We start from the raw sequence: 26,938 nt of genomic DNA, 5'->3' as shown, positions 1-26,938 counted from the left end.
ATGACAAACGACGAAAAATGGTTTAATAAAAAGATGGATCGTCGTGAATTTCTTAAAAAAGCAGGGATTGGAGGCGCTGGTCTTGCACTGGGTGTCTCTGGTGCATCTGCTTTTTTCGCTAATCAGGCCAAGGAAGATAAGAAATTCGCTGACGGTGAGGAAGAAATCAGCTTTTACGGGGAGCATCAGGCGGGGATCACAACTCCAATGCAGAAGAATATCTACTTTGTTGTGTTGGATTTGCATACGACAGATAGGGAAGCCATTATCCAGCTCTTTAAGGACTGGACAGCCTATAGCGAGAAGTTGGTAGATGGAGAATTGGTCAAAAAAGATAATTCCAATGCTCTTTTGCCGCCAACGGATACTGGAGAAACTGTCGGTCTCAACCCTTATCGACTGACCTTGACCTTCGGTGTCTCAGCCTCTTTTCTGAAAAAAATGAGCTTGTCAGACAAACGACCTAAGGCTTTTCGGGATTTGCCGCCATTTCCAAAGGAGCAGCTCAAAGAAAAATATACTGGTGGCGATATTGTCATTCAAGCCTGTGCAGATGATGAGCAGGTGGCCTTTCATGCGGTCCGCAATCTGGTCCGCAAGGGCAGAAATGCCATCACTATGAAGTGGAGTCAATCAGGCTTTGCAGCTATCGGAGACCGGATGTCAACGCCTCGTAATCTCTTTGGATTTAAGGACGGCACGGCCAATGTGACCAAGGAAAAAGATTTTGACAAGGTCATTTGGTGCGACAGCAAGGACTGGATGCAGGGCGGCTCTTACATGGCTGTCCGCCGAATACAGATGTTCCTTGAGACCTGGGACCGGACCAATCTGCAGGAGCAGGAAAACACTTTTGGCCGCTATAAGGAAAGCGGAGCGCCTTTTGGCAAGAAAGACGAGTTTGACGAGGTTGACTTAGACTTGCTGCCAGAGGATTCACATGTCCGTTTGGCCAAGGAGGTTGATAAGCCTATATATCGCCGGTCTTATTCTTATTCAGATGGGATTGATGAAAGTACTGGTCAATTTGACACAGGCTTACTCTTTCTTTCCTTCCAGAAAGATCCAGACAGCTTTGTCAAAGTTCTAACTAATCTAGGCGCTCAAGATAAGATGAATGAATACGTCACGCATATCGGTAGTGGTTTGTTTGCTTGCTTTGGTGGAGTGAAAAAAGGAGAGTACCTTGGTCAAAAATTATTTGAATAAAAGTCTGTTGATATTGGGTCTCTTGCTAGTTGTTTTAGCTAAGCCGGTTTTAGCGGACGAGAGCTACAGCAGTTTATTCGTCAAAATCACTGATGCCAGCACTGCGGTCAAGCAGAAGGACCAGGAAAAAGCCAAGCAGTTAGTCAGAGAAATCAAGACTGAGTTTGATAGGGTGGCTAATCACGACTCTGCAGCGGGACAAGAGGTAAGCAAGGTACTAGACTTATCGGGTCAGGTGACGGAGGAGAAGCTGACACAGATCTCTTCGGCCCTCTTGAAATTTGAGAAAGAGCAGAATCCAGTCGACTTAGAGGCCGAGAAAAAGAAGCTTCTCAGTAAGCTAGAGCCAAAATTTGAAAATCTACAAAAGGCCATTAGCGCTAAGGATTTAGAAGAGACACGAGAAGCATACAAGAAGATGAATAGCACCTGGACTACCAATGAAAGCGTGGTGCGAGACAACAGCACAGCCCATTACGGCAAGGTGGAAACAGCCATTTCATTCCTGCGCAGCGCCATCGAGACGGAGCCTACTGACTTTGATATGATTCAGTCTTCTTTTGATGATTTGAAAACCGCCATTGATCATTTTGTCAAAGGCGAGAAAGTCCAAGAAGCTGCTGGCAATCTGACGCTGAAAGATGGGATTAAGCTGCTAGAGGAGGCTTTGAGTCTCTTCCAAAGCGGAGATGATAAAAAGGCCGCTGCTAAGATGAAAGAGTTCATCACCATTTGGCCAACGATAGAAGGAGATGTCAGTGTCAATAATCCTTCGCTTTATACCAAGGTAGAGAGTCAGACGCCTGTTATTATGGTCAAGGGTAGCGAAGAGAAGTATCAAAAGCAGCTAGAATCCTTGATTAGTGAGCTGTCACAGATTGACACAACAGCTTCTTATCATTTTTTTGATGCTATGCTGATTTTGCTACGTGAGGGTGTAGAAGCGCTCTTGATTGTCATGGCTTTGATAACGACTCTGAAAGCTTCAAAGATGAAAAAAGGACTCAAATGGGTTTATGCCGGCGCAGCAAGCGGAGTTCTAGCCAGTGCTGTGATTGCAGCTTTGCTGCAGTTTCTTTTCCCGGCAGTTGCTTCCGGATCCAATCGTGAAATTATCGAAGGTGCAGTGGGAATTTTCGCTGTCGCTATGATGATATTGGTTGGTATCTGGCTGCACAGCAAGGCATCTATCAAAAAATGGAATGACTTTATGGAAAACCAAATGAAGGCTGTAACAGCCACAGGCAGTTTTATTTCCATGTTTGCTCTTAGCTTTCTGGCTGTTTTCCGTGAAGGGGCTGAGACCATCCTCTTTTATGCGGGAATTCTACCGCGCATCACAATGACTGATTTCCTTTTGGGAATCGGCTTGGCTGTTCTAGTCTTGGTCTTGCTGGCCTTTATCATGAGCAAGGCGTCTGGTCTTCTCAAACCACACAGCATTTTCTTCTGGCTGACCTGGCTAATCTATGTCTTGGCCTTTAAAATGCTGGGCGTCAGCATCCATGCCCTTCAGCTGACTAATATCCTACCGACTCACTTAATCAATGGTTTTGTGACAGTAGACTGGATGGGGATTTATCCAAGCATAGAAGTGGTAGTTAGTCAGGCGCTCTTTATCCTGCTGGTGGTCTATGTTAGCTTTAAAAATCAGAGAAGTGAGCAGTAGCATGGATAAGAAAGAACAGACTATTATTGAGCATTTGACAGAGTTCAGACGGCGTTTTCTAGCGGTATTGGCTTGTTTTTTCGTGGTTTTTCTGGTTAGCTTGCTCTTTTCGGCTGATATTTATCGATGGCTGACTAGTAATTTTGAGAATAAGCTGCTGGTGCTGGGGCCGGATGATATCCTTTGGATTTATATCAGTCTGGCTAGTCTGGTCGCTTTTTCCCTGACCTTGCCATTTCTTGTTTATCAAGTCTGGGAGTTTGTCCGACCGGCTTTGCGAGCCAATGAAGCTCGGGCTGTTTTCGCTTATATCCCGGCTACCTTTCTCTGTTTTGTTCTGGGGCTGGCTTTCGGCTTTTACTTTGTGACTCCGGCTATTTTGCAGGTTTTGCTGTCGCTGGGTGAGGGCCTCTTTGAGACTCGATTGACAGCGCAGAATTATCTTAGTTTCGTCTTTCATACCACTATTCCGATTGCCTGTCTTTTTGAGTTGCCAGTTCTGGTGTCCTTTCTGACTTCTATCGGTTTGCTCAATCCAAAATTTTTGGTAAAATATAGACGATACGCTTACTTCATTTTGCTGGTTTTAGCTGTTGTCCTGACACCGGCCGACTTTATCAGCGACTTGTCTATGACAGTGCCTTTGATTTTGCTCTATGAAGCCAGCATCCTGCTTAGTCGCATCATTTATCAAAGAAAATCAACGAGGAGAAATTAATGGGACTTTTAAAAGACATCGGAGTACCTGGGGTAATCATTATTGTTCTGGGCGCCCTGCTTATTTTCGGACCAAAACGCCTGCCCGAACTGGGGCAATCTATCGGTAAAATGTTTTCAGAATTCAAAAAAGCAGTCAATCATGCTGGAGAAGAAGAAAAGACCGAGAATAAAAATGAAAAAGAGTAAAGGAAAAGCACGGATAGCCGTGTTTTTCTGCTAGAATCAAGATGGATTTTGGAAAGGAAGGAGGACGAATGAAAAAATTAGAAGAACGGATTCTTAGAGATGGACAAGTGTTAGGTGAAAATATCTTGAAAGTTGACTCTTTCCTGACTCATCAGGTTGATTTTTCATTGATGAAAGAGATTGGCCAGGTCTTTGCGGAGGCGGTAAAGGACGCAGGAATTACCAAGGTAGTGACCATTGAGGCCTCTGGCATTGCTCCGGCGGTCTTCGTAGCGGATGCACTGGGTCTACCAATGATTTTCGCTAAGAAGGCCAAAAACATCACGATGACAGAAGGAATTTTGACGGCTGAAGTTTATTCTTTTACCAAGCAAGTGACTTCGACTGTTTCGATTGCTGGGAAATTTCTCAACTCTGACGATAAGGTGCTGATTATTGACGATTTTTTAGCTAATGGTCAGGCCGCCAAGGGATTGATTACCATTATTGAGCAAGCAGGAGCCCAGGTTGAGGCAGTTGGTATTGTCATTGAAAAATCGTTTCAGGATGGCCGTCAACTTTTGGAAACTGCTGGCTATCGTGTCCTTTCTTTGGCGCGAATAGCAGGGTTTGAGAAGGGGCAAGTTGTATTTGCTGAAGCAGATATATGATTTCCTTTTCCTTTTGACTATCTGTCTGGCTTATAGTATAGTAAAGATAGTTGATATTTTAAAAATTTAAGCTCGTTGATTTTACTTGGGTAGAAAAAGTTTTTGAGGGATTTCTATGCACCAAACTCATAATTTACAGCAGCGGATGCGGCTCTTTATTTCTATTTTTTTGCCGATTTTGATCTACCAACTGGCCAATTTTTCAGCTTCATTTGTTGATACGACCATGACTGGTCAGTATGACACCTTGCATCTGGCTGGTGTTTCCATGGCAACTAGTCTTTGGATTCCATTTTTCGACCTGCTGATAGGGATTGTTTCGGCCTTAGTACCCATAATCGGGCATCATTTAGGACAGGGCAAAAAAGAAAAAATTGCTGCTGATTTCTATCAGTTTATTTATCTTTCTTTAGGGTTATCGCTAATTTTATTTGCCTTGGTATTTGTGGGTGCTCCTCTGGTTTTGTCTCACCTTGGACTAGAGCCTTTAGTAGAAGAAGTAGCTAAGAACTATCTTTGGTATCTGGCGCTTGGTATTATTCCTCTTTTGCTCTTTAGCACCATCCGTTCTCTGTTTGATGCTCTAGGGTTGACTAAGCTTTCCATGTATCTCATGCTCTTACTCTTGCCCTTGAATGGCTCTTTCAATTATGCCCTAATATACGGAGCATTTGGATTTCCAGAAATGGGTGGAGCCGGAGCTGGACTTGGGACTTCTTTGGCTTATTGGGTTTTGCTCCTCATATCCTTGTTAGTAGCAGTCAAACATCCAAAAGTCCAATCCTATGAGCTATTGAAGATTCGACCGTTAGAGAAAAAGGGCTTAATCGAAGGCATTCGACTTGGACTGCCTATCGGAGGAACGGTTTTTGCTGAAGTCGTGATTTTCTCGGTTGTTGGCCTGGTCATGGCTAAATTTTCATCTTTAATCATTGCCAGCCATCAGGCGGCCATGAATTTTTCAAACTTAATGTATGCCTTTCCTATGAGCATTTCAACCTCAATGTCCATCATTGTTTCTTATGAAATTGGAGCCAATCGTCCTGACGATGTTAAGAAATTCTGTAAACTTGGGCGGCTGACGGCTTTGGGAATTGCTGGATTTACCTTTCTCTTTCTCTATATCTTACGAGACCGAGTGGCTGCACTCTATGGTTCGGATACCGAGTTTATACGTATGACATCTGTTTTTCTGACCTACAGCCTCTTTTTCCAGTTGGCAGATACTTTTGCGGCTCCTTTGCAGGGCATTCTTCGGGGCTATAAGGATACTCAGGTGCCGTTTTACTTGGGTCTGATTGCTTATTGGGGAGTTTCGCTTCCCCTGGGACTCTTCTTAGATTACTATACTAGTTTAGGCCCTTATGGATATTGGATCGGCCTCATTGCCAGCTTGGTGATGAGCGGCATTCTTTTTCAGTGGCGGCTTAATCGTTTGGCTAAAAATATCATAACTTAAAGATCGCTGGCTTGTTCTTTTAGGATAAGTCAGTGTTATTTTTTTCACAAAGTTTTATTAAAATTAGATTAAAGCGGTAAAACGCTTACATATTTTCTAGTATATTGATTGTGAAAATGATATAATAGACATAAGATTATCGAGTTAAGTTTTTGTTTAAATAGGTTAAATTTTAAAATATTGTTTGCAGTTGTCTTTGGTTTTCAGTAGAAAAGCGAGGGAACTATATGACTGAACACTATACCCATCTTTTGCAAGAAGTACTAAATGCTGCAAAGGAATTAGCTATTCAAAAACACAATTATCAAGTGGACATTCCGCATGTTTGGACAGTGCTGACCCAGCCTCAAGCTTTTGCCTTGGAATTCTATACCGGTTTGGACCTTGATATTAATGAATTTATCAGCGTCATCAATCAGGAACTAGATAAAATTCCTGTGTTTTCGCATACGGACGCAAATCGCTTTGGCCGTCAGTATAGTCAGCGTCTCAAGAATCTTTTAGATGATGCGGAGGCTGAGAGGGCGGAACTGAGAGATGAGGTGGTAACAGTAGAACACCTGATTCTCAGTCTATTTCATCAGCAAAGGAATCCGATAACTGTTTTTTTAAAGCAGACTGGGATTGATAAGGAACTGGTTGCGAAAAAGTTGAATAAGGTTCGTCAAGGCAAACGAGCAGTCTCTTCCAGTCAGGAGAGTCGCTATCAAGCCCTGAGCAAATATGCAACTAACTTTAATCAGTGGTTGGCAGACCAGTCCGGTAGGAAGGTGATAGGCTGCCAAGAGGAAATCAATGATATTATCCGTGTCCTTTCCAGAAAAGACAAGAGCAATGCCATTCTCATAGGCTTTCCAGGTGTTGGAAAATCCAAAGTAATGGAGGGGTTTGTTGGTAGACTGCTTGCTGATGATGTTCCAGAATATTTACTGGGCAAGGAAGTTTTTAAGTTAAATCTAGGCGGACTGATTGCCGGGACTAAATATAGAGGAGAGTTTGAAGAGCGCTTCAAGGCTGTTTTGGATGAGGTGCTGGCTGCTAAGAGGAAGATTATTCTTTATATTGAGGATATCCACCAAATCGTGACAGCAGGTCGGACAGAGGGCTCTCTTGATGCAGGTAATCTTTTAAAGCCGCTCTTGGCTCAGGGACAGATTAATATCATCGGCACAACGACTTTTGCTGCCTATCGAGAAAGCTTCGAGCTAGATCAAGCTTTGGAGGGGCGCTTCCAGCGCATTCGCATTGAGGAGCCTGATCAAGATAAGGCATTGACAATTCTGCAAGGACTGCGAGAGAATTATCAGGACTTTCACGGAGTTAGGCTGACGGACGAAGCTCTGCAGGCAGCGATTAGTCTTTCAATTCGTTATCTGTCAGATCGTTATTTGCCTGATAAGGCACTGGACTTGATTGATGAGGCTTGTGCTGTCAAGAAAATCCAGCTAGCTCAATCGGGAACTAATCAGCCAGACGTCAGTCGTGAGGATATAGCCAGTATCGTAGAGCGCATAACGGGAATCAAAGTGCAGGGAATCATGGACAATGAGCGCGAACACCTGCTAAATCTAGACAAGCTCCTGCGCCAGAGAATTGTAGGACAAGACCAAGCTGTTCAAAAGGTTTCGGAGGCCATTTTACGCTCGAGAGCTGGAATTCAAAATCCAAAGCGTCCTATTGGTTCATTCATCTTTCTGGGGCCTACTGGAGTCGGGAAGACTGCTCTGGCAAAAGCCCTTGCTGAGCGACTGTTTGGCAATGAGTTGGAAATGGTCCGACTGGATATGTCTGAATACATGGAAAAACATGCCGTGGCTCGTTTAGTTGGTCCGCCACCAGGCTACGTAGGATTTGAAGAGGGAGGACAGCTGACAGAAGCTGTTCGTAGAAGGCTTTATTCGATTGTCTTGCTGGATGAGATTGAGAAAGCCCATCCGGATGTATTTAACACCCTGCTGCAAGTCTTGGACGAGGGACGCTTGACAGATTCGAAAGGGCGTACTATTGACTTTAAAAATACTATTTTGATTATGACAAGCAATATTGGCTCCCAGCAGATTTTGGAAAGTCTCAAAAATGAACAGGGACTGACTGCTGAAACGCAGGAAGAAGTTCTGTCCCTGTTGCAGCATAGTTTTCGACCAGAATTTTTAAATCGGATTGATGAGACAGTTATTTTCAATCCGCTGACGGCAGAAGATATGATCAATATCGTAAAAATTATGGTTCATCAACTTCAGGAAAGGTTGAAACATCAGAAGATTCAGCTTCATCTGAGCGAAGAAGTTTACGCTTTTTTAGCCCAGAATGGCTACCAGCCGGAGTTTGGTGCTCGTCCTATTCAAAGAAGCATTATGCGCTATCTAGAAACGCCTTTGGCTCGTTATTTGGTTGAAAATAAGGAAACAACTGAACTGACAGTTCAAGTCAGTTTGAAGGATAGGCAACTGGATTTTAATTATTTGGTATAAGTTCCCTCTAAAAAGTAAGCGCTTACTATGTGTAGACGAAGAAAATGAAGAAAGGAGGTTTATCTTTTTCAGAGCAGACTGTATCTTAAGATTTCGAGATGAGTCTTAGGTATATGAATAAATAATGAGATGTTTTTTGTATCTATAGCCGACAGCAATCATTTTGATTGTTGAAGCACCCTTTGCATTTTATGAAAGGAGGCCTGCTTTGTCTGTTTATGATGTTTTGATTATCGGTGCTGGACCGGGCGGTTATGTGGCTGCTGAAGAAGCAGCTCGTTTGGGTAAGAAGGTGGCCGTGGTAGAAAAGAAGTCTATCGGCGGAACCTGCCTGAATGTAGGATGTATACCGTCTAAGGCTTATCTCCAGCACGGTCATTGGTTGCTGACAATGGCGGAAGCTAGGCGTTATGGCATTGAGAGCAAGCTTGAAAGGATTGATTTTGAGAAATTGGTAGACCGAAAGAATCAGGTTATTGCCAGTTTGCAATCTGGAATTCATGCTAGCTTTAAGTCTTTAGGTATTGAATATATCCAAGGGCAGGCCAAGTTTGTCAAAGACCGAACTTTCTCCGTCAATGGTAAAGAAATCAGTGGCAAAGATGTGATTTTGGCTACTGGCAGTTATCCTTTTGTGCCTCCTATCAAGGGATTGGAACAGGTTGACTATCTAACGACGGATACGTTTTTTGACTTGAGGGAGCTTCCTGAGAAGTTGGTCATTATCGGAGGTGGCGTTATCGCAATTGAGCTAGCTTTCGCTATGTCTCCTCTAGGTGTTGAGGTCACTGTTATTGAGGTTGCGCCGGAAATTCTTTTGACCGAAGAAGCTGAAGCGCGACATGTGATTCAAAAGAAACTAAAGAAAATGGGGGTGATGATTTATCAGGGAGCGCAGATAAAGGAAGTAACTGCTAGTTCTGTCTTACTTGAGAACGAGCAGGTTGCTTTCGACCATCTTTTAGTCGCTACTGGCCGCAAACCAAACCTAGAGCTAGCCAAGGATATGGGTTTAGCCTTGACAGAACGGAATTTTGTCAAGGTAGATCAATACTACGAAACATCCAAAGAGCATGTTTATGCTATCGGTGATCTCTTGGAATCTTATATGTTGGCTCACGTAGCTAGTGCAGAAGGGATAAAGGCTGTAAAAGCTATCTGCCGGAGAGCTGAAGAAGCAGTTGATCCGCTGGGTGTTCCCCGTTCACTCTACACCAATCCTGAAGTGGCTTCTTTTGGTCTCAGCAAGGAAGAGGCTGAGAAGGCGGGCTATGATGTTCTGGTCGAGCAGCTGCCTTTCTCTTATAATGGGCGGGCTATCGCTATAGGTGAGACGGAGGGCTATGTCAAGCTAATCTCAGAAAAGCAATACCATCTTCTACTAGGTGCTGTCATCGTCGGTCCGAACGGTACAGATCTTCTGCAGAATTTGATTTTGCTGAGGCAGGCTGAAGCAACGCTGGATCAAGTTCTTGAAACGGTTTTTGCTCATCCGACCACATCAGAACTAATACAAGAAGTCGCAAAAAGACTCGTTCAGGACGATTAATGAGGAGGTAAAAATATGTCAAATTATAAAGATTTACCACAACGATTGACCAAAACAAGAAACCAAAGTGCTGTATCAGAGCTAGTCGATTTAAAAGTCCATGATGCTACCGAAGTTGAGGTGGAGCAGATTTCCAAAGAAAAAGCTAAGACCATGTATAAAACCATGTGGGATATCCGAAATTTTGAGGAAAATACACGGCGTTTCTTTGCTGCAGGACAGATTCCTGGCTTTGTTCACCTTTATGCTGGAGAGGAAGCGATTGCTACTGGTGTCTGTGCCAATCTGACAGACCAGGACTATATTACCAGTACTCACCGGGGACACGGTCACTGTGTTGCTAAGGGCGGTGATTTAAAGGGAATGATGGCAGAAATTTTTGGCAAGGAGACTGGGCTTGGAAAAGGAAAAGGCGGATCTATGCACATCGCTGACTTGGACAAGGGAATCCTCGGTGCCAATGGTATGGTTGGTGGAGGCTTTGGTCTAGCTACCGGTGCAGCAATGCGCAACAAGTACTTGAAAACCGACAGTGTAGCTGTCTGCTTCTTCGGTGATGGTGCGGCCAATGAAGGGAATTTCCACGAATGTCTCAATATGGCATCAATTTGGAAACTGCCAGTTATCTTTGTCAATGAAAACAACTTCTTTGCAGAATCGACACCGCAATGGTATTCTTCAGCGTCTGGCACCATTGCTGAGAGAGCGGCTGCTTATAATATGCCCGGCGTTCGGGTTAATGGTAAGGATTTATTCGCTGTCTACCAAGTAGCCAAGGAAGCTGTAGAGCGGGCTCGTAGAGGTGAAGGGCCTACCTTAATTGAAGCTGTAACATATCGCGATCATGGTCACTTTGAAGGGGATGAGCAGAAGTATAAGGCTTTGGAAGGTGAAGAAAAAGACTGGGCTGATGTGGATGCTCTGGACGTCTTCCGTGACTACGCTATCGAGCATGGCCTCTTGACTGAAGAGGAACTTGATGCCATATTAGAGGAGTCTCGAAAGGATGTGGAAGAAGCTATCAAATTTGCTCAAGACAGTCCGATTCCTCGTTCCGAGTCTCTGCTGGAAGATGTATTTGCTGATTGATAGAAGGAGGTTGAACAAATGGCTAGACAACTGTTATTTATGAAAGCAATCAATGAAGCGCTGGATCAGGCAATGGCAAAAGATGACACCGTAATCCTTCTGGGAGAAGATATTGCTGGCGGTGTAACAATCAAGCACTTGGAAGAAGAAAACGAAGATGCTTGGGGCGGTGTAATGGGTGTAACCAAAGGGCTTATGCCAAAATATGGCCGAGAGCGGGTGATTGATACTCCGATTTCTGAGCACGGATACGTGTCAGCATCTGTTGGAATGGCCCTAACTGGCTTGCGGCCAGTACCGGAGCTGATGTTCAATGACTTTATCGGTTTCTGCTTTGACGCCATTCTGGGGCAAGGCTCAAAAATGCGCTATATGTTTGGCGGTAAGGCCAAGGTTCCGATGACAATGCGGACCATGCATGGGGCAGGAGCTTCGGCTGCAGCTCAACACTCGGGTTCATATTACGGTCTCTTTGGATCTATTCCTGGTATAAAGGTAGTTGTTCCAGCAACTCCGTATGATGCTAAAGGGTTACTGCTGGCTTCCATTGAAGACGACAATATCGTGATTTATTCAGAAGATAAGACTCTCTATGGTATCAAGGGAGAGGTACCAGAAGAATATTATACAGTTCCAATTGGGAAGGCTGCTGTCCGCCGTGAAGGAACAGACCTCACTATCGTTACTATCGGTAAGATGCTTTATGTAGCTTATGAAGTAGCGGATCGCTTGGAAAAAGATGGTATTTCGGTTGAAGTCATTGACTTGAGAACGGTAGCTCCTTGGGATGAGGAGACTGTCTTTGAATCAGTTAAGAAAACTGGACGGTTGATTATCGTTGATGAATCCAACCCTCACAATAACACCGCGACGGATATTGCAGCAGCTGTGACAGACAAATGCTTTGACTATCTAGACGGCCCAGTGAAATGCGTCTGCGCGCCAAATGTGCCGGTACCATTTGCGGTGAATTTGGAACAGCTCTATATCCCTAATGCTGATAAGGTTCTGACTGTTGCTGCAGAATTGATTGACGATCTGAAGAGATAGAAGGGAGGCAAGTATGGCTACAGAAATTGTAATGCCTAAGCTAGGCTTAACAATGACCGAAGGTCTGATAAATAACTGGCTGGTCAAGGAAGGCGACACCGTAGCTGCTGGTCAGCCTGTCTTGGAAATCAGTTCTGAAAAATTGACCAGCGATGTAGAGGCGCCAAGCGCAGGAGTGATTTTAAAAATTATCAGTCAGGCGGGCGATACTGTCCCGTGCAAGAAAGTAATTGCATGGATTGGTGAAGCGGGAGAATCTATTCCAGGTATGGAGACGGAAGAAGTCTCTGCGAATAAATCAGAAAGTGAAAAGGGGGTAGTTGATGCAAGGGTTGGACTAGCAGAAAAAACTGCCGCAGCAAGTTCCAACTCAGCCGGAAACAGTGAACAGGGACGTATTTTCATCACTCCTCTTGCCCGCAAGATTGCTAAGGAAAAAGGATATGATATTTCCATGATTTCAGGAACGGGAGGCAAGGGCCGCATTACCCGACGGGATGTAGAGAATCATAAACCAGAGGCGCTTCCAAGCCAAACACCTGAAAATAGCTCTGCAGTCCTTCAGCCGACTAGTCAGGCTGACTATGGCGCAGGATTGACAGGCATACGCAAGACTATTGCAGAGCGGATGATGACCAGTCTCCAGACATCGGCTCAGGTGACCTTGCACCGTAAGGTGGATATCAGCAAGCTGATGACCTTTAGACAGGATATGAAAGATAAGGTGGCTTCTCCTCTAGAAAATGGCGAAATCAGCATCACGACTCTGCTGACAAAGGCAGTTGCCAAGGCGTTGAAAGATCACCCTCAGCTCAACGCTTGGTATTTCAATGGTCAGTATCAGGAAGTAGAAGATATTCATATCGGTATTGCGACTGCGCTTAGTGATGGTCTGGTGGTGCCAGTCATTCGTCATGTGGATAAGCTAACGCTGGCTGACTTGGGCTTAGCTATCAAAACAGAGGCCACCCAAGCTCGTAAAGGCACTTTAGATCCAGCTCTTTACTCAGGTTCAACCTTCAGTATTACCAATCTCGGGGCAGCAGGGGTTGAATATTTCACACCTATCCTAAATACTCCAGAAGTGGCGATTTTAGGAGTTGGTGCCCTGCAAACGGCGCTGGCTCTTGACAGCCAAGGACAGGTCTACGAGCAGAAATTCCTGCCGCTCAGCTTGACTTTTGACCATCAAGTCGTAGATGGTCAGCCCGCAGCGGAATTCTTAGCCAGTCTAGCGGACAAGTTGGAGTCTCCTTACGACTTGGTTTTCTGATAAATGAATGAATAATGAATTTCATTCCTGGATGATAAAGAAAAAGGCCGGCAGTGTATATGCCTATAAACTGCTGGCTTTTCTTTTTTATTTTTCCCGCATTTGACCTTGTGGGAAGTAGGTTCCTTCTGGCATGTCGTTAATGATGACATGGACAGCAGACTGAGGTGCGCCAGTATTTCTGACAACGGCTTCAGTTACTTCCTTGGCAAGAGCTTTTTTCTGCTCTAGAGTGCGTCCTTCAAATAAATCAATTCTAACAAATGGCATATTTTCTGCCTCCTTTATTTCTTTATCATTATTTTATCATAAATGAGGTTTTAAAGAGTAGTGAATTATGGTAAAATAATGTGAAGTAAAAATGGAGATAGTGAATTAGCAAAGATTTAAATTATGGCTCAGTTATACTACAAATATGGCACGATGAATTCGGGCAAGACCATTGAGATTTTAAAAGTCGCCCACAATTACGAAGAACAAGGCAAGAGCGTAGTTATCATGACCTCGGCTGTTGATACCCGCGATGGTTTCGGCGTTGTTTCTAGTCGTATCGGCATGAAGCGGAATGCTCTGGCTATTGAAGACCAGACGGATATTTTTGGCTATATCCAGCAACTGCCTGAAAAACCTTATTGCGTTTTGATTGATGAGGCTCAGTTCTTGAAACGCCATCATGTCTATGATTTGGCTAGAGTGGTGGATGAGCTGGATGTTCCGGTTATGGCTTTTGGTCTGAAGAACGATTTTCGCAATGAACTTTTTGAAGGCTCCAAGCACCTCTTGCTCTTGGCTGACAAGATTGAGGAGATTAAAACGATTTGTCAATATTGCTCTCGTAAGGCTACCATGGTTTTACGGACTGATAACGGAAAGCCGGTTTATGACGGAGAGCAGATTAAAATTGGCGGCCACGAGACCTATATCTCAGTCTGCCGAAAGCACTATTTTAACCCCGATATTAAGTAATCCAACGATAGAAAAAAGGAGATGATGAAAAATCTATGAACATCTATGAACAGTTACAAGCGGTTGAAGATCGCTACGAAGAGCTTGGTGAACTCCTAAGCGACCCAGATGTGGTCAGCGATACCAAGCGTTTTATGGATCTTTCTAAGGAAGAAGCCAGCACCCGAGATACAGTGACGGCATACCGCGAGTATAAAAAAGTCCTGCAAAACATCACAGACGCTGAAGAAATGATAAAAGACGCCTCTGGTGATGCTGACTTGGAAGAAATGGCTAAGCAAGAGCTTAAAGATGCCAAGGCTGAAAAAGAGGAATACGAGGAAAAACTAAAAATCCTCCTTTTACCGAAGGATCCAAACGATGATAAGAATATTATCCTTGAAATCCGCGGGGCTGCAGGAGGAGACGAGGCGCAGTTGTTTGCAGGAGACCTCTTGCAGATGTATCAAAAATATGCTGAAAGCCAAGGCTGGCGCTTCGAAGTCATGGAGGCCTCTTATAATGGTGTAGGCGGGATCAAGGAAGTGGTCGCTATGGTCTCAGGTCAGTCGGTCTACTCAAAGCTTAAGTATGAATCTGGCGCTCACCGCGTACAGCGGGTTCCTGTAACCGAAAGCCAAGGTCGCGTTCACACCTCAACAGCAACTGTCTTGGTGATGCCAGAAATCGAAGAAGTAGAATACGACATTGATCCTAAAGATCTTCGTATTGACATCTACCATGCATCTGGTGCTGGCGGACAGAACGTCAATAAGGTTGCAACTGCTGTTCGTATCGTCCATCTGCCTACCAATATCAAGGTTGAAATGCAGGAAGAGCGTACTCAGCAGAAGAACCGGGATAAGGCTATGAAAATCATCCGAGCTCGTGTAGCAGACCACTTTGCTCAAATAGCTCAAGATGAGCAGGATGCAGAGCGCAAGTCCACAATTGGTACAGGTGATCGCTCAGAGCGGATTCGCACCTATAATTTTCCGCAAAATCGAGTGACAGATCACCGTATCGGCTTGACCTTGCAAAAGCTGGACACGATTTTAGCTGGCAAACTGGATGAAGTCGTTGACGCTCTGGTTCTCTATGACCAAACGCAAAAACTAGAAGAGCTGAATAAATAATGACATTGGCTCAATATTTGGCGGAGCTAGAGCAGGAGTTAGTAGCAGCGGGAGAAGAAGCAGAAAGCCTGTCTTTCGTTTATCGAGCTCTCAATAAGCTCTCCTTTACCGACTTTGTTCTCAAACTTCGGACAGAAGTCAGCCAGGAAGACCGTAAACAGCTAAAAGCAATTCAAGAGCAGCTGCTTGCCCATAAGCCGGCTCAGTATATCATTGGCAGCAGTGACTTTCTAGGTTTGAGTCTCAAGGTTGATGAGCGTGTGTTGATTCCAAGGCCTGAGACGGAGGAGCTGGTGGAGCTGATTTTGTCAGAAAATCCCGAAAGTTCTCAGTCTGTCTTGGATATCGGAACGGGTAGCGGAGCCATTGCTCTGGCACTGGCAAACAGCCGTTCAGACTGGCAGATTACTGCATCTGATCTCTCTGGCGATGCTCTTGCCTTGGCAGCAGAAAACGCTCAGTCCTGCGGACTTAACCTTACTTTTGTCCAATCTAATTGCTTGGATGCTATTAGTGGAAAATTTGACATTATCGTCTCTAACCCGCCCTATATTTCTGAAGCGGATAAGGATGAGGTTGGACTTAATGTTTTGACCTCAGAACCTCACATGGCCCTCTTTGCTGAGGAAGATGGCTATGCCGTCTATCGGAAAATAGCTGAGCAAGCAGGGGACTATCTGACAGATAAAGGAAAAATCTATCTGGAAATTGGATACAAGCAAGGAGACGGTGTCAGGGAGTTATTGAAAAAATCTTTTCCTCAAAAACGAATCCGAGTCTTGAAAGATCAATTTGGCAAAGATAGAATGGTGGCGGTTGACAATGGATAAGATAGAAAAGACTCTGGCAGCAGGCGGAGCAGTTGTCCTGCCCACGGAAACAGTGTATGGCCTCTTTGCCCAGGCTTTGAATGAAGAGGCAGTTGAGCGAGTCTACGAATTAAAACGAAGACCTCGTGACAAGGCTCTTAATCTCAATGTTGCTAGCTTGGAAGAAATATATGCTTTTTCCAAGAACCAGCCCAGTTATCTGGATAAACTCTATCAAACATTTCTGCCTGGGCCGCTGACTATTATCCTCCAGGCCAATGACCGAGTGCCAGCTTGGATAAACTCAGCTATGGAAACCGTGGGTTTTCGGATTCCTAATCATCCAGTTACCCTGGACTTGATTCGGAAGTACGGTCCCTTGATTGGTCCATCCGCCAATCTTTCTGGAAAAGCTAGTGGAACTTCTTTCCAGCAGATTATGATGGATTTTCAAGAAGAGATCTCAGGTGTAGAAGATGATGCATCTTTGACAGGTCAGGATTCAACTATTCTAGACTTGTCTGGAGAAAAGGCTCTTATTTTACGCCAAGGGGCAATCACTCGCGAGGATATTCTCGCCCAAGTAAATGATATAAAATTTTAACTTTTAGGACCTAAGGTCCTATTTTCGCAAAAGAAGGGAGACACCTTATGATTTTTGACCAAGAAGACTACAAAGCATTTGACCCAGAGATTTGGGAAGCAGTTGCTAAAGAAGAAGAACGTCAGCAACATAACATTGAGCTGATTGCTTCAGAAAACGTCGTTTCAAAAGCTGTCATGGCTGCTCAAGGTTCTATTTTGACAAATAAGTACGCTGAGGGCTACCCAGGTCGCCGTTACTATGGTGGGACAGATGTAGTGGATGTGATTGAGAGTCTGGCAATTGAACGCGCCAAGGAAATCTTTGGTGCCAAGTTTGCCAATGTACAACCTCACTCAGGCAGTCAGGCAAATTGTGCAGCTTATATGGCTTTGATTGAGCCAGGTGATACAGTTATGGGTATGGATTTGTCTGCAGGTGGTCATTTGACACACGGTGCATCAGTCAGCTTCTCTGGGCAAACCTATAATTTTGTATCTTATAGCGTAGATCCCGAAACAGAATTACTGGACTTTGATGCTATCCTCCAGCAAGCCAAAGAAGTTCAGCCTAAGCTGATTGTGGCAGGGGCTTCAGCCTATTCTCACATCATCGACTTTTCAAAATTCCGTGAAATCGCTGATGCAGTGGGTGCCAAGCTTATGGTAGATATGGCTCACATCGCTGGTTTGGTTGCTGCTGGCCTCCATCCTAGCCCTGTGCCTTATGCGGATATCACAACCACGACGACCCACAAGACCTTGCGTGGCCCTCGCGGCGGCTTGATCTTGACAAATGATGAAGAATTGGCTAAGAAGATCAACTCAGCTATCTTCCCAGGAATTCAAGGCGGACCATTGGAGCATGTCATTGCAGCCAAAGCAGTTGCATTTAAAGAAGTGCTTGACCCAGCTTTCAAGGTTTATGCCCAGCAGATTTTGGATAATGCCCAAGCTATGGCCCAAGTCTTCCGTCAGCATGATAAGTTCCGTGTGATTTCTGACGGTACTGAAAATCATCTTTTCTTGGTTGATGTCACTAAAGTTGTAGAAAATGGGAAAGTAGCGCAAAATCTCTTGGATGAGGTTAATATCACGCTTAATAAAAACTCCATCCCTTACGAGACTTTGTCACCATTTAAGACTAGCGGGATTCGTATCGGTACAGCAGCCATTGCAGCTCGAGGCTTTGGTGTAACAGAAAGTATCAAGGTAGCCGAGCTTATTATCAAGGCTCTGGAAAACGCTGAAAACGAAGCAGTGCTGAATCAAGTGCGGGCGGAAGTTCGCGAACTAACGGACGCTTTTCCGCTCTATGAGGGCTTGAACTAAGATGGATATTTACGTAAAAAAAGCAATTATTCATCAATTCAGCCCAGCTGATACCGAACTGCTGCTGGCAGATAAGTTTCTCAACATTACTCCTAAGATTGAAGAATACCTGCGCAAGAAGATTGAGAGGGTTTATTCTGACGATGCTAAAACAGGTGTTTTCGATCCTGAAAACGTCTTTTTAGCCCAGCTTTCAGACGACCTATTGGAAACATCAGTGACAGTGGCCAAGCTCTGGCAGGAGGAGTTTTCTGTCAGTGAAAACCAGAAAACCAACGATCTGATTTTTGTCCAGTTTGACAAAGAAGGTGTGGAGCACTTTGCTTTTCTGCGGATTGCTCTGCGGGAAACACTTACTCACTCAGGTGGTGAGGTTGACAATCCCATCAAACTGACGCAGAACAATCTGCCTGGCTTTGGTACGGGGGCAGACGAGGCTTTGGTCATCAATCTCAAATCTCGCAAGTACCATCTGATTGAAAAGCGCATCAAGTATAACGGTGCCTTTCTCAATTATATGTCAGACAATCTCTTGCAGGTCAATCCGACAATCTCAGCCAAGAAATCAATCAAAGCACTTGAAAAGACTGCTCAAAAAGTTGCTGAAAGTTTTAACAAAGACGATTTTCAGTTCCAATCCAAGGTCAAATCCAGTATTTTCAAAAATCTGGAAGAAAATGACGAACTGTCGCCTGAGAAACTGGCCGATGATCTTTTTGATAGCAATCTGACTGCCCGACTTACCTTTATTGACCAAGTCAAGGAATCTATTCCTGAGCCAGTCAAGTTTGATGAGATTGACAGCAGCCGCCAGAAGAAGAAGTTCGAAAATCAGAAACTCTCCCTTTCAAATGGAATTGAGCTCATCGTTCCTAATAATGTCTATCAGGACGCAGAGTCTGTAGAATTTATACAGAACGACAACGGGACCTATTCTATTTTGATTAAGAACATCGAGGATATCCAAAATAAATAATGTTTAAATTTCTAAGAAGACTGATTTTAGTCCTTTTCGTGCTCTTTGCCTGCTACAAGATTTATCAGGTTCATCATGATGTCAAGCAGGTCATGAAGTATCAGAGCTTAGTCAGAGAAGTGCTGGACGAGCAGGATACAGCGGCCAATGAAGAATTGGTACTGGCCATGATTTATACAGAGACCAAGGGAAAAGACACTGATGTCATGCAGTCCAGTGAAAGCGCGACTGGTCAGACCAATGCCATCACGGACAACAAAGAAAGTATTCGCCAGGGCGTCCAGACCCTGTCTGATAACCTAGAGTTAGCCAGCGAGAAAAAGGTAGATGTTTGGACAGCAGTACAAGCCTATAATTTCGGTCAGGCCTATATCGACTACGTCGCTAAAAACGGTGGCGAAAATACGCTGGAGCTGGCTAAGAAATATTCAAAAGATGTAGTAGCGCCAAGCTTAGGAAATGTAACTGGCAAGACCTACGGCTACTATAACTTTATTTCTATTTTCCACGGCCCAGAGCTCTATATCAACGGCGGTAATTATTATTATTCCCGTCAGGTCAAGATGAATATGCACATCATGCGTCTCTTAAAATGGTTTTAGAAAGAAGTGGTTAAGCTTCTTTCTTTTTTGATGGTGAAGTAATAATCCAGATATTTGTAACCACGATGGATACATGATATAATTTTGTACATCTATCATAAAAAGGAATGAAAAATGAACAAGAAACTTGGTTTTAAGCTCCTCATTCTGGTTTTGGTGACAATTGCCGGTCTAACAGCTTTTTACAACCATAAAGAAGCTACTAGTCTCAATACAAAACAATATGTGCAGTCAACAACGCCGACCTTGTTTTTCCACGGTTTTGGATCCAGCTCTAATGCTGAAAACCATATGACAGAGGCAGCCAAAAAAGCTGGAGTCACTCAGACAATTATCACGGCAAATGTCAGTAAAAATGAGCAAGTAAGCTTATTAGGAGAGATACCGAAAGGTGCTATCAATCCCATTATTAAGGTAAACTATGAAGATAACCGCAATGCCGATTATGCTCAAGACGGCAAATATGCAGCAGCTGTGATTCGCAAGCTACAAGAAACTTATGGCTTTGATAAGATGAATCTGGTAGGTCATTCGATGGGAAATATGTCCATCCTCTTTTATATGCTGGAGAACGGCCAGGATGAAAAGCTGCCCGAGCTGCAAAAGCAGGTCAATATTGCCAACCATGTTAATGGTCTAGAAGGAAGAGACTTGCCTGAAGATTTGAGTATCCTAGACGACCAAACTGGCCAGCCTAGTACTATGAGCCAGACTTATCAAAAACTACTGGGATTACGAGAAGTATATCCACAAGAGCAGGTTGATGTTCTTAATATCTACGGCGATTTCAAAAATGAATCCGATGGCTCCGTACTCAATACCTCTTCCCGCAGCCTCAAATATCTCCTAGTTGAGAATGCTAAATCTTACCAGGAAAAGAAAATTACAGGCCAGTTGGCTCAGCACAGCCAATTGCATGAGAATCCAGAAGTAGACGAATTACTGATTGACTTCCTTTGGAAAAAGTAGAAAAGAGCAGTTACTGGCAAGCAAATCCAGTGACTGTTTTTTCTTTGAACTTCTTTGAGAAATGTTGTAAAATGTATCTATTATCTCAAGCCCTCAATGGATGAGATAATAATAACTCCATCATTGCAGCAACTTAACTGAAGCACTCTAAACATCAAAAGGAGCGAAAATCACAAGCTCAAGAAACAGAAATTAGAGGCAGTCAGATAGAAAGTTTACTGTATAAAACAGCTATAGAATTTGGGAAACTATAGCGAGGGGAAAAGAGGAAAAAATATGAAATTCAAAAAAACTTTAATGACAGCAGGAGCCTTGCTGGCTACTCTGTTTACTGTATCGACCGCAGCTGCCAATTCAAATGTTCAGAAAGTCATTGATGAGACTTACGTGCAGCCAGAGTATGTGCTGGGTTATTCCTTGGATGAAAGCCAAAAACAGCAGACCTTGCAAATGCTAGGCTACAATTCATCTAGTGACAGCAAGCCACTTAAGACCATGACACCGGAAGTCTACTCTAAAATCATGGATGTTGCCAACGACCCTAGTCTGCAGCTTTATTCTTCTGTAAAAATCCAGAAGTTAGGCGGCAACAAGCCATTAGAGGTCAAAATTGTCACTCCGCAAAACATCACTAAGGTTACAGAAGATATGTATCGCAATGCAGCTGTTACTCTGGGTGTTCAGCACGCGCAGATTACCGTTGCAGCACCAATTCCGGTAACAGGTGAGAGCGCCTTGGCAGGGATTTACTACTCTCTAGAGGATAATGGCGCGACCATTCCTCAGGAAAATAAAAATCTAGCACAGGAAGAACTGGCTGCCCTTTCTGGCATCAATGCTGAAAATACAGGTAAGGAAGGCTATGACGCAGACAAGCTCAACGTAGCCTTGGCTGATATCAAAGCGGCTATTGCCAATGCTAAGAAGAACAACAGCAATCTGACAGCAGATGATGTTCGTAAGATTGTTGAAGAAACCTTGAAAAACTACGGTCTAACTCAGTCAGTGACCAGTGACCAAATCAACCTCATCGTGAATTTCGCTATCAATCTTTCAAACAGTGGAGTCATTACAGATTCTGACTTTACAAAGACACTTAGTGACTTGAAAGACAGCATTGTTTCAAAGGCAGGGGATACTTTTAACAATATTAACCTCAACTTTGATGCAAACGGCCTCCTTCAAGAAGGCGGTAATTTCTTTTCTAATATCTGGAATGCCATTGTCAACTTCTTTAAAGGATTATTTGGCGGTTAATTTCAAGACTATATAAAACAAGGCTGGGACTAAAATGTCCCAGCCTTGTTTGTTTTTTTATGCGTTAAATCCTCCATCAGAAGTCTTCCGGTGGAGGATTTTTTAAATATGATTTACTTGTTACTCCCACTCAACAGTTGCAGGTGGTTTGCTAGTGATATCGTAGACGATGCGGTTGACGTGATCCACCTCGTTGACGATACGAACAGAGATTTTTTGCAGAACATCCCAAGGAATCTTGGCAAAGTCAGCTGTCATGCCATCAATAGAAGTGATAGCGCGAATCGCAATTGTGTAGTCGTAAGTCCGGCCGTCACCCATGACACCAACAGAACGGACTCCAGTATTAACAGTAAAGTATTGCCAGATGTCGCGGTCAAGACCAGCTTTGGCGATTTCTTCGCGGAGAATAGCATCAGATTCGCGGACAGTTTCCAATTTTTCCTCAGTGATTTCTCCCATAACGCGAATAGCAAGTCCTGGTCCTGGGAATGGCTGGCGCCAGACAATTTCATCAGGCATACCAAGCTCGGTACCCAAAGCACGCACTTCATCCTTATAGAGCGTGTTCAGTGGCTCAATCAGCTCAAACTGCATGTCTTCTGGCAGACCACCAACGTTATGGTGAGACTTGATAGTCTGAGCAGTGTCGGTACCAGATTCGATAACGTCTGTATAGAGAGTTCCTTGAGCCAAGAATTTTACATCTTTTAGTTTGCTGGCTTCGTCGTCAAAGACATAGACAAACTCGTTTCCAATGATTTTACGTTTTTGCTCTGGATCTGAGACACCGGCTAGTTTATCAAGGAATCGTTTAGCAGCATCTGCCTTAATGATATTCAAACCAAATTTGCCGCCCAGCATATCCATGACCTGATCAGCTTCGCCTTTACGTAAAAGACCATGATCCACAAAGATACAGATTAGTTGATCACCGATTGCTTTCTGTAAGAGAACACCGACGACAGAAGAGTCTACACCACCAGAAAGTCCCAACAGCACCTTCTTGTCACCAACGGTTTGGCGGATTTTTTGAATTTCCATGTCAATGAAGTTATCCATAGACCAGTCGCCTTTAGCTCCACAAATATTAAGAGCAAAGTTACGAAGAATATCATAACCGAACTCTGAGTGACGAACCTCAGGGTGGAACTGAATGCCGTAGATTTTCTTAGCAGGATTTTCAATTGCTGCAAAAGGACAGTCAGCAGAAGTACCAGTACGGACAAAGTCAGCAGGAATTTCTGTTACTGCATCTCCATGGCTCATAAGAACTAGCTGGCTTTCAGGTGTTCCGTTGAAAAGGCTGGAGTTAGCAGTATGTGACAGAGTCGACTGACCATATTCACGATTTCCAGCATGACCAGCAGGGACAACCTTGCCGCCCAGCTTGTGAGTCAACAGCTGCATACCATAGCAGATTCCCAAAATCGGGATTCCCAACTCAAAAATTTCCGGATCAATATCAAAGGAGCCGTCTTCATATACAGAATTCGGACCACCGGAAAGGATAATCCCGACAGGCTGGATAGCACGGACCTCGTCTGCAGTAATCTTGTGGCTCTTGAGCTCAGAAAAAACACCGATTTCACGAATGCGGCGTGAAATCAGCTGGTTGTACTGGCTGCCGTAATCAAGCACGATGATCTTTTCGACATCTTGCAATTCAGTTCTAGTTGTCATCTGTTCCCTTTCTTAAAAGAAGTAATCTTTTCCCCTCATTTTATCACAAAAAAGGAATTTTTCCAAGGTAATAAGGAGCAAGAGTGATGAAAAAGCGAATATGAGTCTTTATTTGGCTAAACAGCTAGAATCGTGAGAAAAGCAAGCATTTGAGAGCTAATACTTATCATTTAGTTTGACATTTGAAGTATTTGGTACTAAAATAAAGGAAGGTACCAAATAAGAAAGAAGAGTCAACATGTTGCCCGCATATATCAAAATTCATGATCAGATTAAGAAAGATATTGACGATGCCGTTTGGGAGATTGGGGAGCGCCTGCCCAGCGAGCGAGATCTAGCCGAAACCTTTAAGGTCAGCCGTATGACCCTGCGTCAGGCTATTACACTCTTGGTTGAGGAGGGAGTGCTGGAGCGTCGGGTCGGTAGTGGAACCTTTGTAGCCAGCACACGCGTTCAGGAGAAAATGCGCGGCACCACCAGCTTCACGGAAATCATGAAAGCTCAAGGCAAAACGCCATCCAGTCAGCTCATTTCTTATCGGCGTACCCTGCCGAGTGAGCAGGAAGTGGAAAAGCTAGGCATCCATAAGACAGAAAATGTCATTCGGATGGAGCGGGTTCGCTACGCTGACGATTTGCCGGTGGTCTACGAGGTGGCTTCAATTCCAGAGAAGTTCATTAAGAATTTCAAAAAAGAAGAGGTGACCAGTCATTTCTTCCAGACCTTGCAGGAACATGGCTATAAGATTGGCAAGTCTCAGCAGACGATTTATGCTCGGCTGGCTAAGGAAAAAATCGCCAATTACCTCGATATTCCCCGTGGCCATGCTATCTTAGGACTGACTCAGATTTCTTACTTTGATGACGGTACAGCTTTTGAATATGTAAAAAGCCAGTATGTCGGCGATCGTTTTGAATTTTATTTAGAAAACAATTAATTATTGCAAAACTCTTGGTTATCACCAAGGGTTTTTAACTTGTCTTTTACTCGGAAGAAAAAGCTGATTGTAGTTTTGCAATCTCATATTTCGAGTGTTTATTTCCCTTGTCAGACTAGAGTTTATCATGCTTTTCTGGTATAATGTTTCTTATGGAAATTGAAAAAACAAACCGAATGAATGCTCTCTTTGAGTTTTATGCGGCGCTTTTGACTGACAAGCAGATGAACTATATCGAGCTCTACTATGCAGATGATTACAGTCTGGCGGAGATTGCCGAGGAGTTTGGTGTTAGCCGTCAGGCCGTTTATGATAATATCAAGCGGACGGAGAAGATTCTGGAAGACTATGAGAAAAAGCTGCACATGTACTCGGACTACATTGTCAGAAGTCAGATATTTGACCAGATTACAGAGAAATACCCTGACGACAGCTATCTGCAGGAGCAGATCGGGATTCTGTCTGGTATTGACAACCGAGAGTGACTATGGCTAAACAAGTTATCTACAAGGGAATGTCCTGCTGGTTGTTGGAGTTGGAAGAATCTTTTCCTGCCAGGGTACAACTCATCTCCCCTGACGATCTTTCTAAGGCAATGCAAGAAGGTTTCAGTTGCTGGGGGTACCCAAATGAGATTATGAAAGAAGTCTCTGCTGAGGAATATGCTTGTTTAACACGTTTTGGAAAATTTCCACCGAATTGATTGAAATAGAAACATAGAAACTAGGAGAAATAAAATATGGCATTTGAAAGTTTAACGGAACGTTTGCAGAACGTCTTTAAAAATCTGCGCAGAAAAGGAAAAATCTCAGAGAGCGATGTTCAGGAAGCAACCAAAGAGATTCGTCTGGCCCTTTTAGAAGCCGATGTTGCCCTGCCGGTTGTCAAAGACTTTATCAAGAAAGTCCGTGAGCGGGCTGTCGGCCATGAGGTTATCGATACCCTCAATCCAGCGCAACAAATCATCAAGATTGTTGACGAAGAGCTGACAACTATCCTGGGCTCTGATACTGCTGAGATTATCAAGTCACCAAAAATTCCGACTATTATCATGATGGTTGGTCTGCAAGGGGCTGGTAAGACTACCTTTGCCGGTAAGCTTGCTAATAAGCTCAAGAAAGAAGAAAATGCTCGTCCGCTCATGATTGCGGCGGATATTTACCGTCCGGCGGCTATCGATCAGCTGAAAACACTTGGACAGCAAATTGATGTTCCTGTCTTTGCTTTAGGCACTGAAGTTCCAGCTGTTGAGATTGTCCGTCAAGGTTTAGATCAGGCAAAAGCCAACCACAATGACTATGTCCTGATTGATACGGCTGGGCGTCTCCAGATTGACGAAAAGCTCATGCAGGAGCTGTCTGATGTCAAAGCGCTGGCTAATCCGAATGAAATCCTCTTGGTTGTCGATGCCATGATTGGTCAGGAAGCAGCTAATGTCGCTCGTGAATTTAACAGCCAACTGGAAGTGACCGGGGTTATCCTGACTAAGATTGATGGTGATACCCGTGGCGGTGCAGCCCTGTCTGTCCGTCAGATTACTGGTAAGCCTATTAAATTTACTGGTACCGGTGAAAAGATCACTGATATCGAAACCTTCCACCCAGACCGCATGTCCAGCCGGATTTTGGGCATGGGGGACATGCTGACTCTGATCGAAAAAGCCTCTCAGGAATACGATGAGAAAAAATCGCTTGAAATGGCTGAAAAGATGCGGGAAAACACCTTTGATTTCAATGATTTTATTGATCAGCTGGATCAAGTCCAAGGCATGGGACCTATGGAGGATTTGCTCAAGCTGATTCCAGGCATGGCCAATAATCCTGCCCTCAAGAATATCAAAGTTGATGAGAAAGAAATTGCTCGCAAGCGTGCCATTGTATCCTCTATGACACCGGCTGAGCGGGAAAATCCTGACTTGCTGAGTCCTAGCCGTCGCCGTCGGATTGCCAATGGTTCAGGTAACAGTTTCGTCGATGTTAATAAATTTATCAAAGACTTCAATCAAGCTAAGCAGATGATGCAGGGTGTTCTGTCAGGCGATATGAGCAAGATGATGAAGCAAATGGGTCTTAATCCAAACAATATGCCTAAGAACATGCCTGGTGGCGGAGGAATCCCCGACATGTCAGCTCTGGAAGGCATGATGGGCCAAGGCGGTATGCCAGATATGTCAGGCTTAGGAGGAGCCGGCATGCCGGATATGAGCCAAATGTTTGGCGGCGGCCTCAAGGGCAAGGCCGGGGAGTTTCTGATGCGCCGCAGCATGAACAAAATGGCCAAGCAAATGAAGAAAAACAAGAAGAAGCGGAAGTAGTGAGGCTTGACTATTCTCTTACTAGTTTTAATTGTGTTTATTTGTAAAGGTATATTTGGTTTATTATATGC

26 protein-coding genes are annotated in these 26,938 nt (G+C 44.1%); 24 read left to right on the top strand and 2 right to left on the bottom strand.

Translation table 11 applies throughout. The annotated features are described in order from the left end of the window. The 11 genes from efeB (at position 1) to DQM55_RS06145 (ending at position 13,325) form a co-directional block, all read left to right on the top strand. Positions 1–1,209, top strand: coding sequence for an iron uptake transporter deferrochelatase/peroxidase subunit (gene efeB, locus DQM55_RS06195; protein WP_111675838.1), 1,209 nt, complete (start codon positions 1–3; stop codon positions 1,207–1,209). Further along, positions 1,187–2,878, top strand: coding sequence for an FTR1 family iron permease (locus DQM55_RS06190; RefSeq protein WP_111675837.1), 1,692 nt, complete (start codon positions 1,187–1,189; stop codon positions 2,876–2,878). The genes efeB and DQM55_RS06190 overlap by 23 nt, the downstream gene beginning before the upstream one ends. Before the next feature lies 1 nt (position 2,879). After that, positions 2,880–3,596 carry a twin-arginine translocase subunit TatC gene (tatC, locus tag DQM55_RS06185; protein WP_172454735.1) on the top strand — a complete coding sequence of 239 codons (717 nt, stop codon included), beginning with the start codon at positions 2,880–2,882 and terminating at the stop codon, positions 3,594–3,596. Next, positions 3,596–3,784, top strand: coding sequence for a twin-arginine translocase TatA/TatE family subunit (locus DQM55_RS06180; RefSeq protein ID WP_002906601.1), 189 nt, complete (start codon positions 3,596–3,598; stop codon positions 3,782–3,784). The genes tatC and DQM55_RS06180 overlap by 1 nt, the downstream gene beginning before the upstream one ends. Before the next feature lie 68 nt (positions 3,785–3,852). Continuing rightward, on the top strand, positions 3,853–4,434 hold the full coding sequence (locus DQM55_RS06175) for a xanthine phosphoribosyltransferase (protein WP_172454734.1): 582 nt from the start codon (positions 3,853–3,855) through the stop codon (positions 4,432–4,434). Between the two features lie 115 nt (positions 4,435–4,549). Beyond that, positions 4,550–5,893, top strand: coding sequence for an MATE family efflux transporter (locus tag DQM55_RS06170; RefSeq protein ID WP_111675834.1), 1,344 nt, complete (start codon positions 4,550–4,552; stop codon positions 5,891–5,893). 227 nt (positions 5,894–6,120) lie between these two features. Beyond that, positions 6,121–8,364: an ATP-dependent Clp protease ATP-binding subunit gene (locus DQM55_RS06165; protein WP_111675833.1), complete on the top strand. Its 2,244-nt coding sequence runs from the start codon at positions 6,121–6,123 to the stop codon at positions 8,362–8,364. A 208-nt stretch (positions 8,365–8,572) separates the two neighbouring features. Continuing rightward, entirely contained in the window at positions 8,573–9,913 is a 1,341-nt protein-coding gene (gene lpdA, locus DQM55_RS06160) for a dihydrolipoyl dehydrogenase (RefSeq protein ID WP_111675832.1), read from the top strand. Between the two features lie 15 nt (positions 9,914–9,928). Continuing rightward, positions 9,929–11,002, top strand: coding sequence for a thiamine pyrophosphate-dependent dehydrogenase E1 component subunit alpha (locus DQM55_RS06155; RefSeq protein WP_111675831.1), 1,074 nt, complete (start codon positions 9,929–9,931; stop codon positions 11,000–11,002). An 18-nt stretch (positions 11,003–11,020) separates the two neighbouring features. Further along, positions 11,021–12,052: an alpha-ketoacid dehydrogenase subunit beta gene (locus tag DQM55_RS06150; protein ID WP_111675830.1), complete on the top strand. Its 1,032-nt coding sequence runs from the start codon at positions 11,021–11,023 to the stop codon at positions 12,050–12,052. A 13-nt stretch (positions 12,053–12,065) separates the two neighbouring features. After that, positions 12,066–13,325 carry a dihydrolipoamide acetyltransferase family protein gene (locus tag DQM55_RS06145; RefSeq protein ID WP_111675829.1) on the top strand — a complete coding sequence of 420 codons (1,260 nt, stop codon included), beginning with the start codon at positions 12,066–12,068 and terminating at the stop codon, positions 13,323–13,325. A gap of 87 nt (positions 13,326–13,412) precedes the next feature. Here the strand turns inward: DQM55_RS06145 and DQM55_RS06140 are convergent, their stop codons facing one another. Next, positions 13,413–13,613: a 4-oxalocrotonate tautomerase gene (locus DQM55_RS06140; RefSeq protein WP_223310287.1), complete on the bottom strand. Its 201-nt coding sequence runs from the start codon at positions 13,611–13,613 to the stop codon at positions 13,413–13,415. A 105-nt stretch (positions 13,614–13,718) separates the two neighbouring features. On the opposite strand from DQM55_RS06140, the gene DQM55_RS06135 reads away from it, so the two are divergent. From DQM55_RS06135 to DQM55_RS06095, 9 genes are all read left to right on the top strand, one after another. Further along, complete coding sequence (locus DQM55_RS06135; RefSeq protein ID WP_111675828.1) at positions 13,719–14,291, top strand: thymidine kinase; 573 nt, start codon at positions 13,719–13,721, stop codon at positions 14,289–14,291. Positions 14,292–14,326: 35 nt separating this feature from the next. Then, positions 14,327–15,406: a peptide chain release factor 1 gene (prfA, locus tag DQM55_RS06130; protein WP_004186927.1), complete on the top strand. Its 1,080-nt coding sequence runs from the start codon at positions 14,327–14,329 to the stop codon at positions 15,404–15,406. Beyond that, positions 15,406–16,236 (top strand): peptide chain release factor N(5)-glutamine methyltransferase, encoded by an 831-nt coding sequence (gene prmC, locus DQM55_RS06125; RefSeq protein WP_111675827.1) that lies wholly within the window; start codon positions 15,406–15,408, stop codon positions 16,234–16,236. The genes prfA and prmC overlap by 1 nt, the downstream gene beginning before the upstream one ends. Then, positions 16,229–16,819 (top strand): L-threonylcarbamoyladenylate synthase, encoded by a 591-nt coding sequence (locus tag DQM55_RS06120; protein ID WP_111675826.1) that lies wholly within the window; start codon positions 16,229–16,231, stop codon positions 16,817–16,819. The genes prmC and DQM55_RS06120 overlap by 8 nt, the downstream gene beginning before the upstream one ends. A gap of 47 nt (positions 16,820–16,866) precedes the next feature. After that, positions 16,867–18,129 (top strand): serine hydroxymethyltransferase, encoded by a 1,263-nt coding sequence (glyA, locus tag DQM55_RS06115; RefSeq protein ID WP_002895517.1) that lies wholly within the window; start codon positions 16,867–16,869, stop codon positions 18,127–18,129. Position 18,130: 1 nt separating this feature from the next. Next, positions 18,131–19,105: a nucleoid-associated protein gene (locus DQM55_RS06110; protein ID WP_111675825.1), complete on the top strand. Its 975-nt coding sequence runs from the start codon at positions 18,131–18,133 to the stop codon at positions 19,103–19,105. Further along, the gene (locus tag DQM55_RS06105) at positions 19,105–19,707 is read left to right on the top strand and encodes a lysozyme family protein (protein ID WP_111675824.1); all 603 of its coding nucleotides are present in this window, start codon (positions 19,105–19,107) and stop codon (positions 19,705–19,707) included. Before DQM55_RS06110 ends, DQM55_RS06105 begins: the two co-directional genes overlap by 1 nt. Positions 19,708–19,821: 114 nt before the next feature. Next, positions 19,822–20,676, top strand: coding sequence for an alpha/beta hydrolase (locus DQM55_RS06100; RefSeq protein WP_002900377.1), 855 nt, complete (start codon positions 19,822–19,824; stop codon positions 20,674–20,676). Positions 20,677–20,952: 276 nt separating this feature from the next. Then, on the top strand, positions 20,953–21,933 hold the full coding sequence (locus DQM55_RS06095) for a DUF1002 domain-containing protein (protein WP_002904478.1): 981 nt from the start codon (positions 20,953–20,955) through the stop codon (positions 21,931–21,933). 120 nt (positions 21,934–22,053) lie between these two features. On the opposite strand, the gene guaA is transcribed toward DQM55_RS06095, so the two are convergent. Then, positions 22,054–23,616, bottom strand: a complete 1,563-nt coding sequence (gene guaA / locus DQM55_RS06090) for a glutamine-hydrolyzing GMP synthase (RefSeq protein ID WP_048773442.1) — start codon at positions 23,614–23,616, stop codon at positions 22,054–22,056. Positions 23,617–23,854: 238 nt separating this feature from the next. On the opposite strand from guaA, the gene DQM55_RS06085 reads away from it, so the two are divergent. From DQM55_RS06085 to ffh, 4 genes are all read left to right on the top strand, one after another. Further along, positions 23,855–24,553, top strand: a complete 699-nt coding sequence (locus tag DQM55_RS06085) for a GntR family transcriptional regulator (RefSeq protein ID WP_002909746.1) — start codon at positions 23,855–23,857, stop codon at positions 24,551–24,553. Between the two features lie 152 nt (positions 24,554–24,705). Beyond that, the gene (locus tag DQM55_RS06080) at positions 24,706–25,038 is read left to right on the top strand and encodes a putative DNA-binding protein (protein ID WP_032907526.1); all 333 of its coding nucleotides are present in this window, start codon (positions 24,706–24,708) and stop codon (positions 25,036–25,038) included. A gap of 2 nt (positions 25,039–25,040) precedes the next feature. Further along, positions 25,041–25,256 (top strand): 2-oxoglutarate:acceptor oxidoreductase, encoded by a 216-nt coding sequence (locus DQM55_RS06075; protein ID WP_111675823.1) that lies wholly within the window; start codon positions 25,041–25,043, stop codon positions 25,254–25,256. Between the two features lie 36 nt (positions 25,257–25,292). After that, positions 25,293–26,867 carry a signal recognition particle protein gene (gene ffh / locus DQM55_RS06070; RefSeq protein ID WP_111675822.1) on the top strand — a complete coding sequence of 525 codons (1,575 nt, stop codon included), beginning with the start codon at positions 25,293–25,295 and terminating at the stop codon, positions 26,865–26,867. Positions 26,868–26,938 lie beyond the last annotated feature (71 nt).

The organism is Streptococcus sanguinis (assembly GCF_900475275.1).
In the GTDB taxonomy this organism is placed as follows: Bacteria; Bacillota; Bacilli; order Lactobacillales; family Streptococcaceae; genus Streptococcus; species Streptococcus sanguinis_N.
This window is presented reverse-complemented; position numbering and strand designations above follow the sequence as displayed.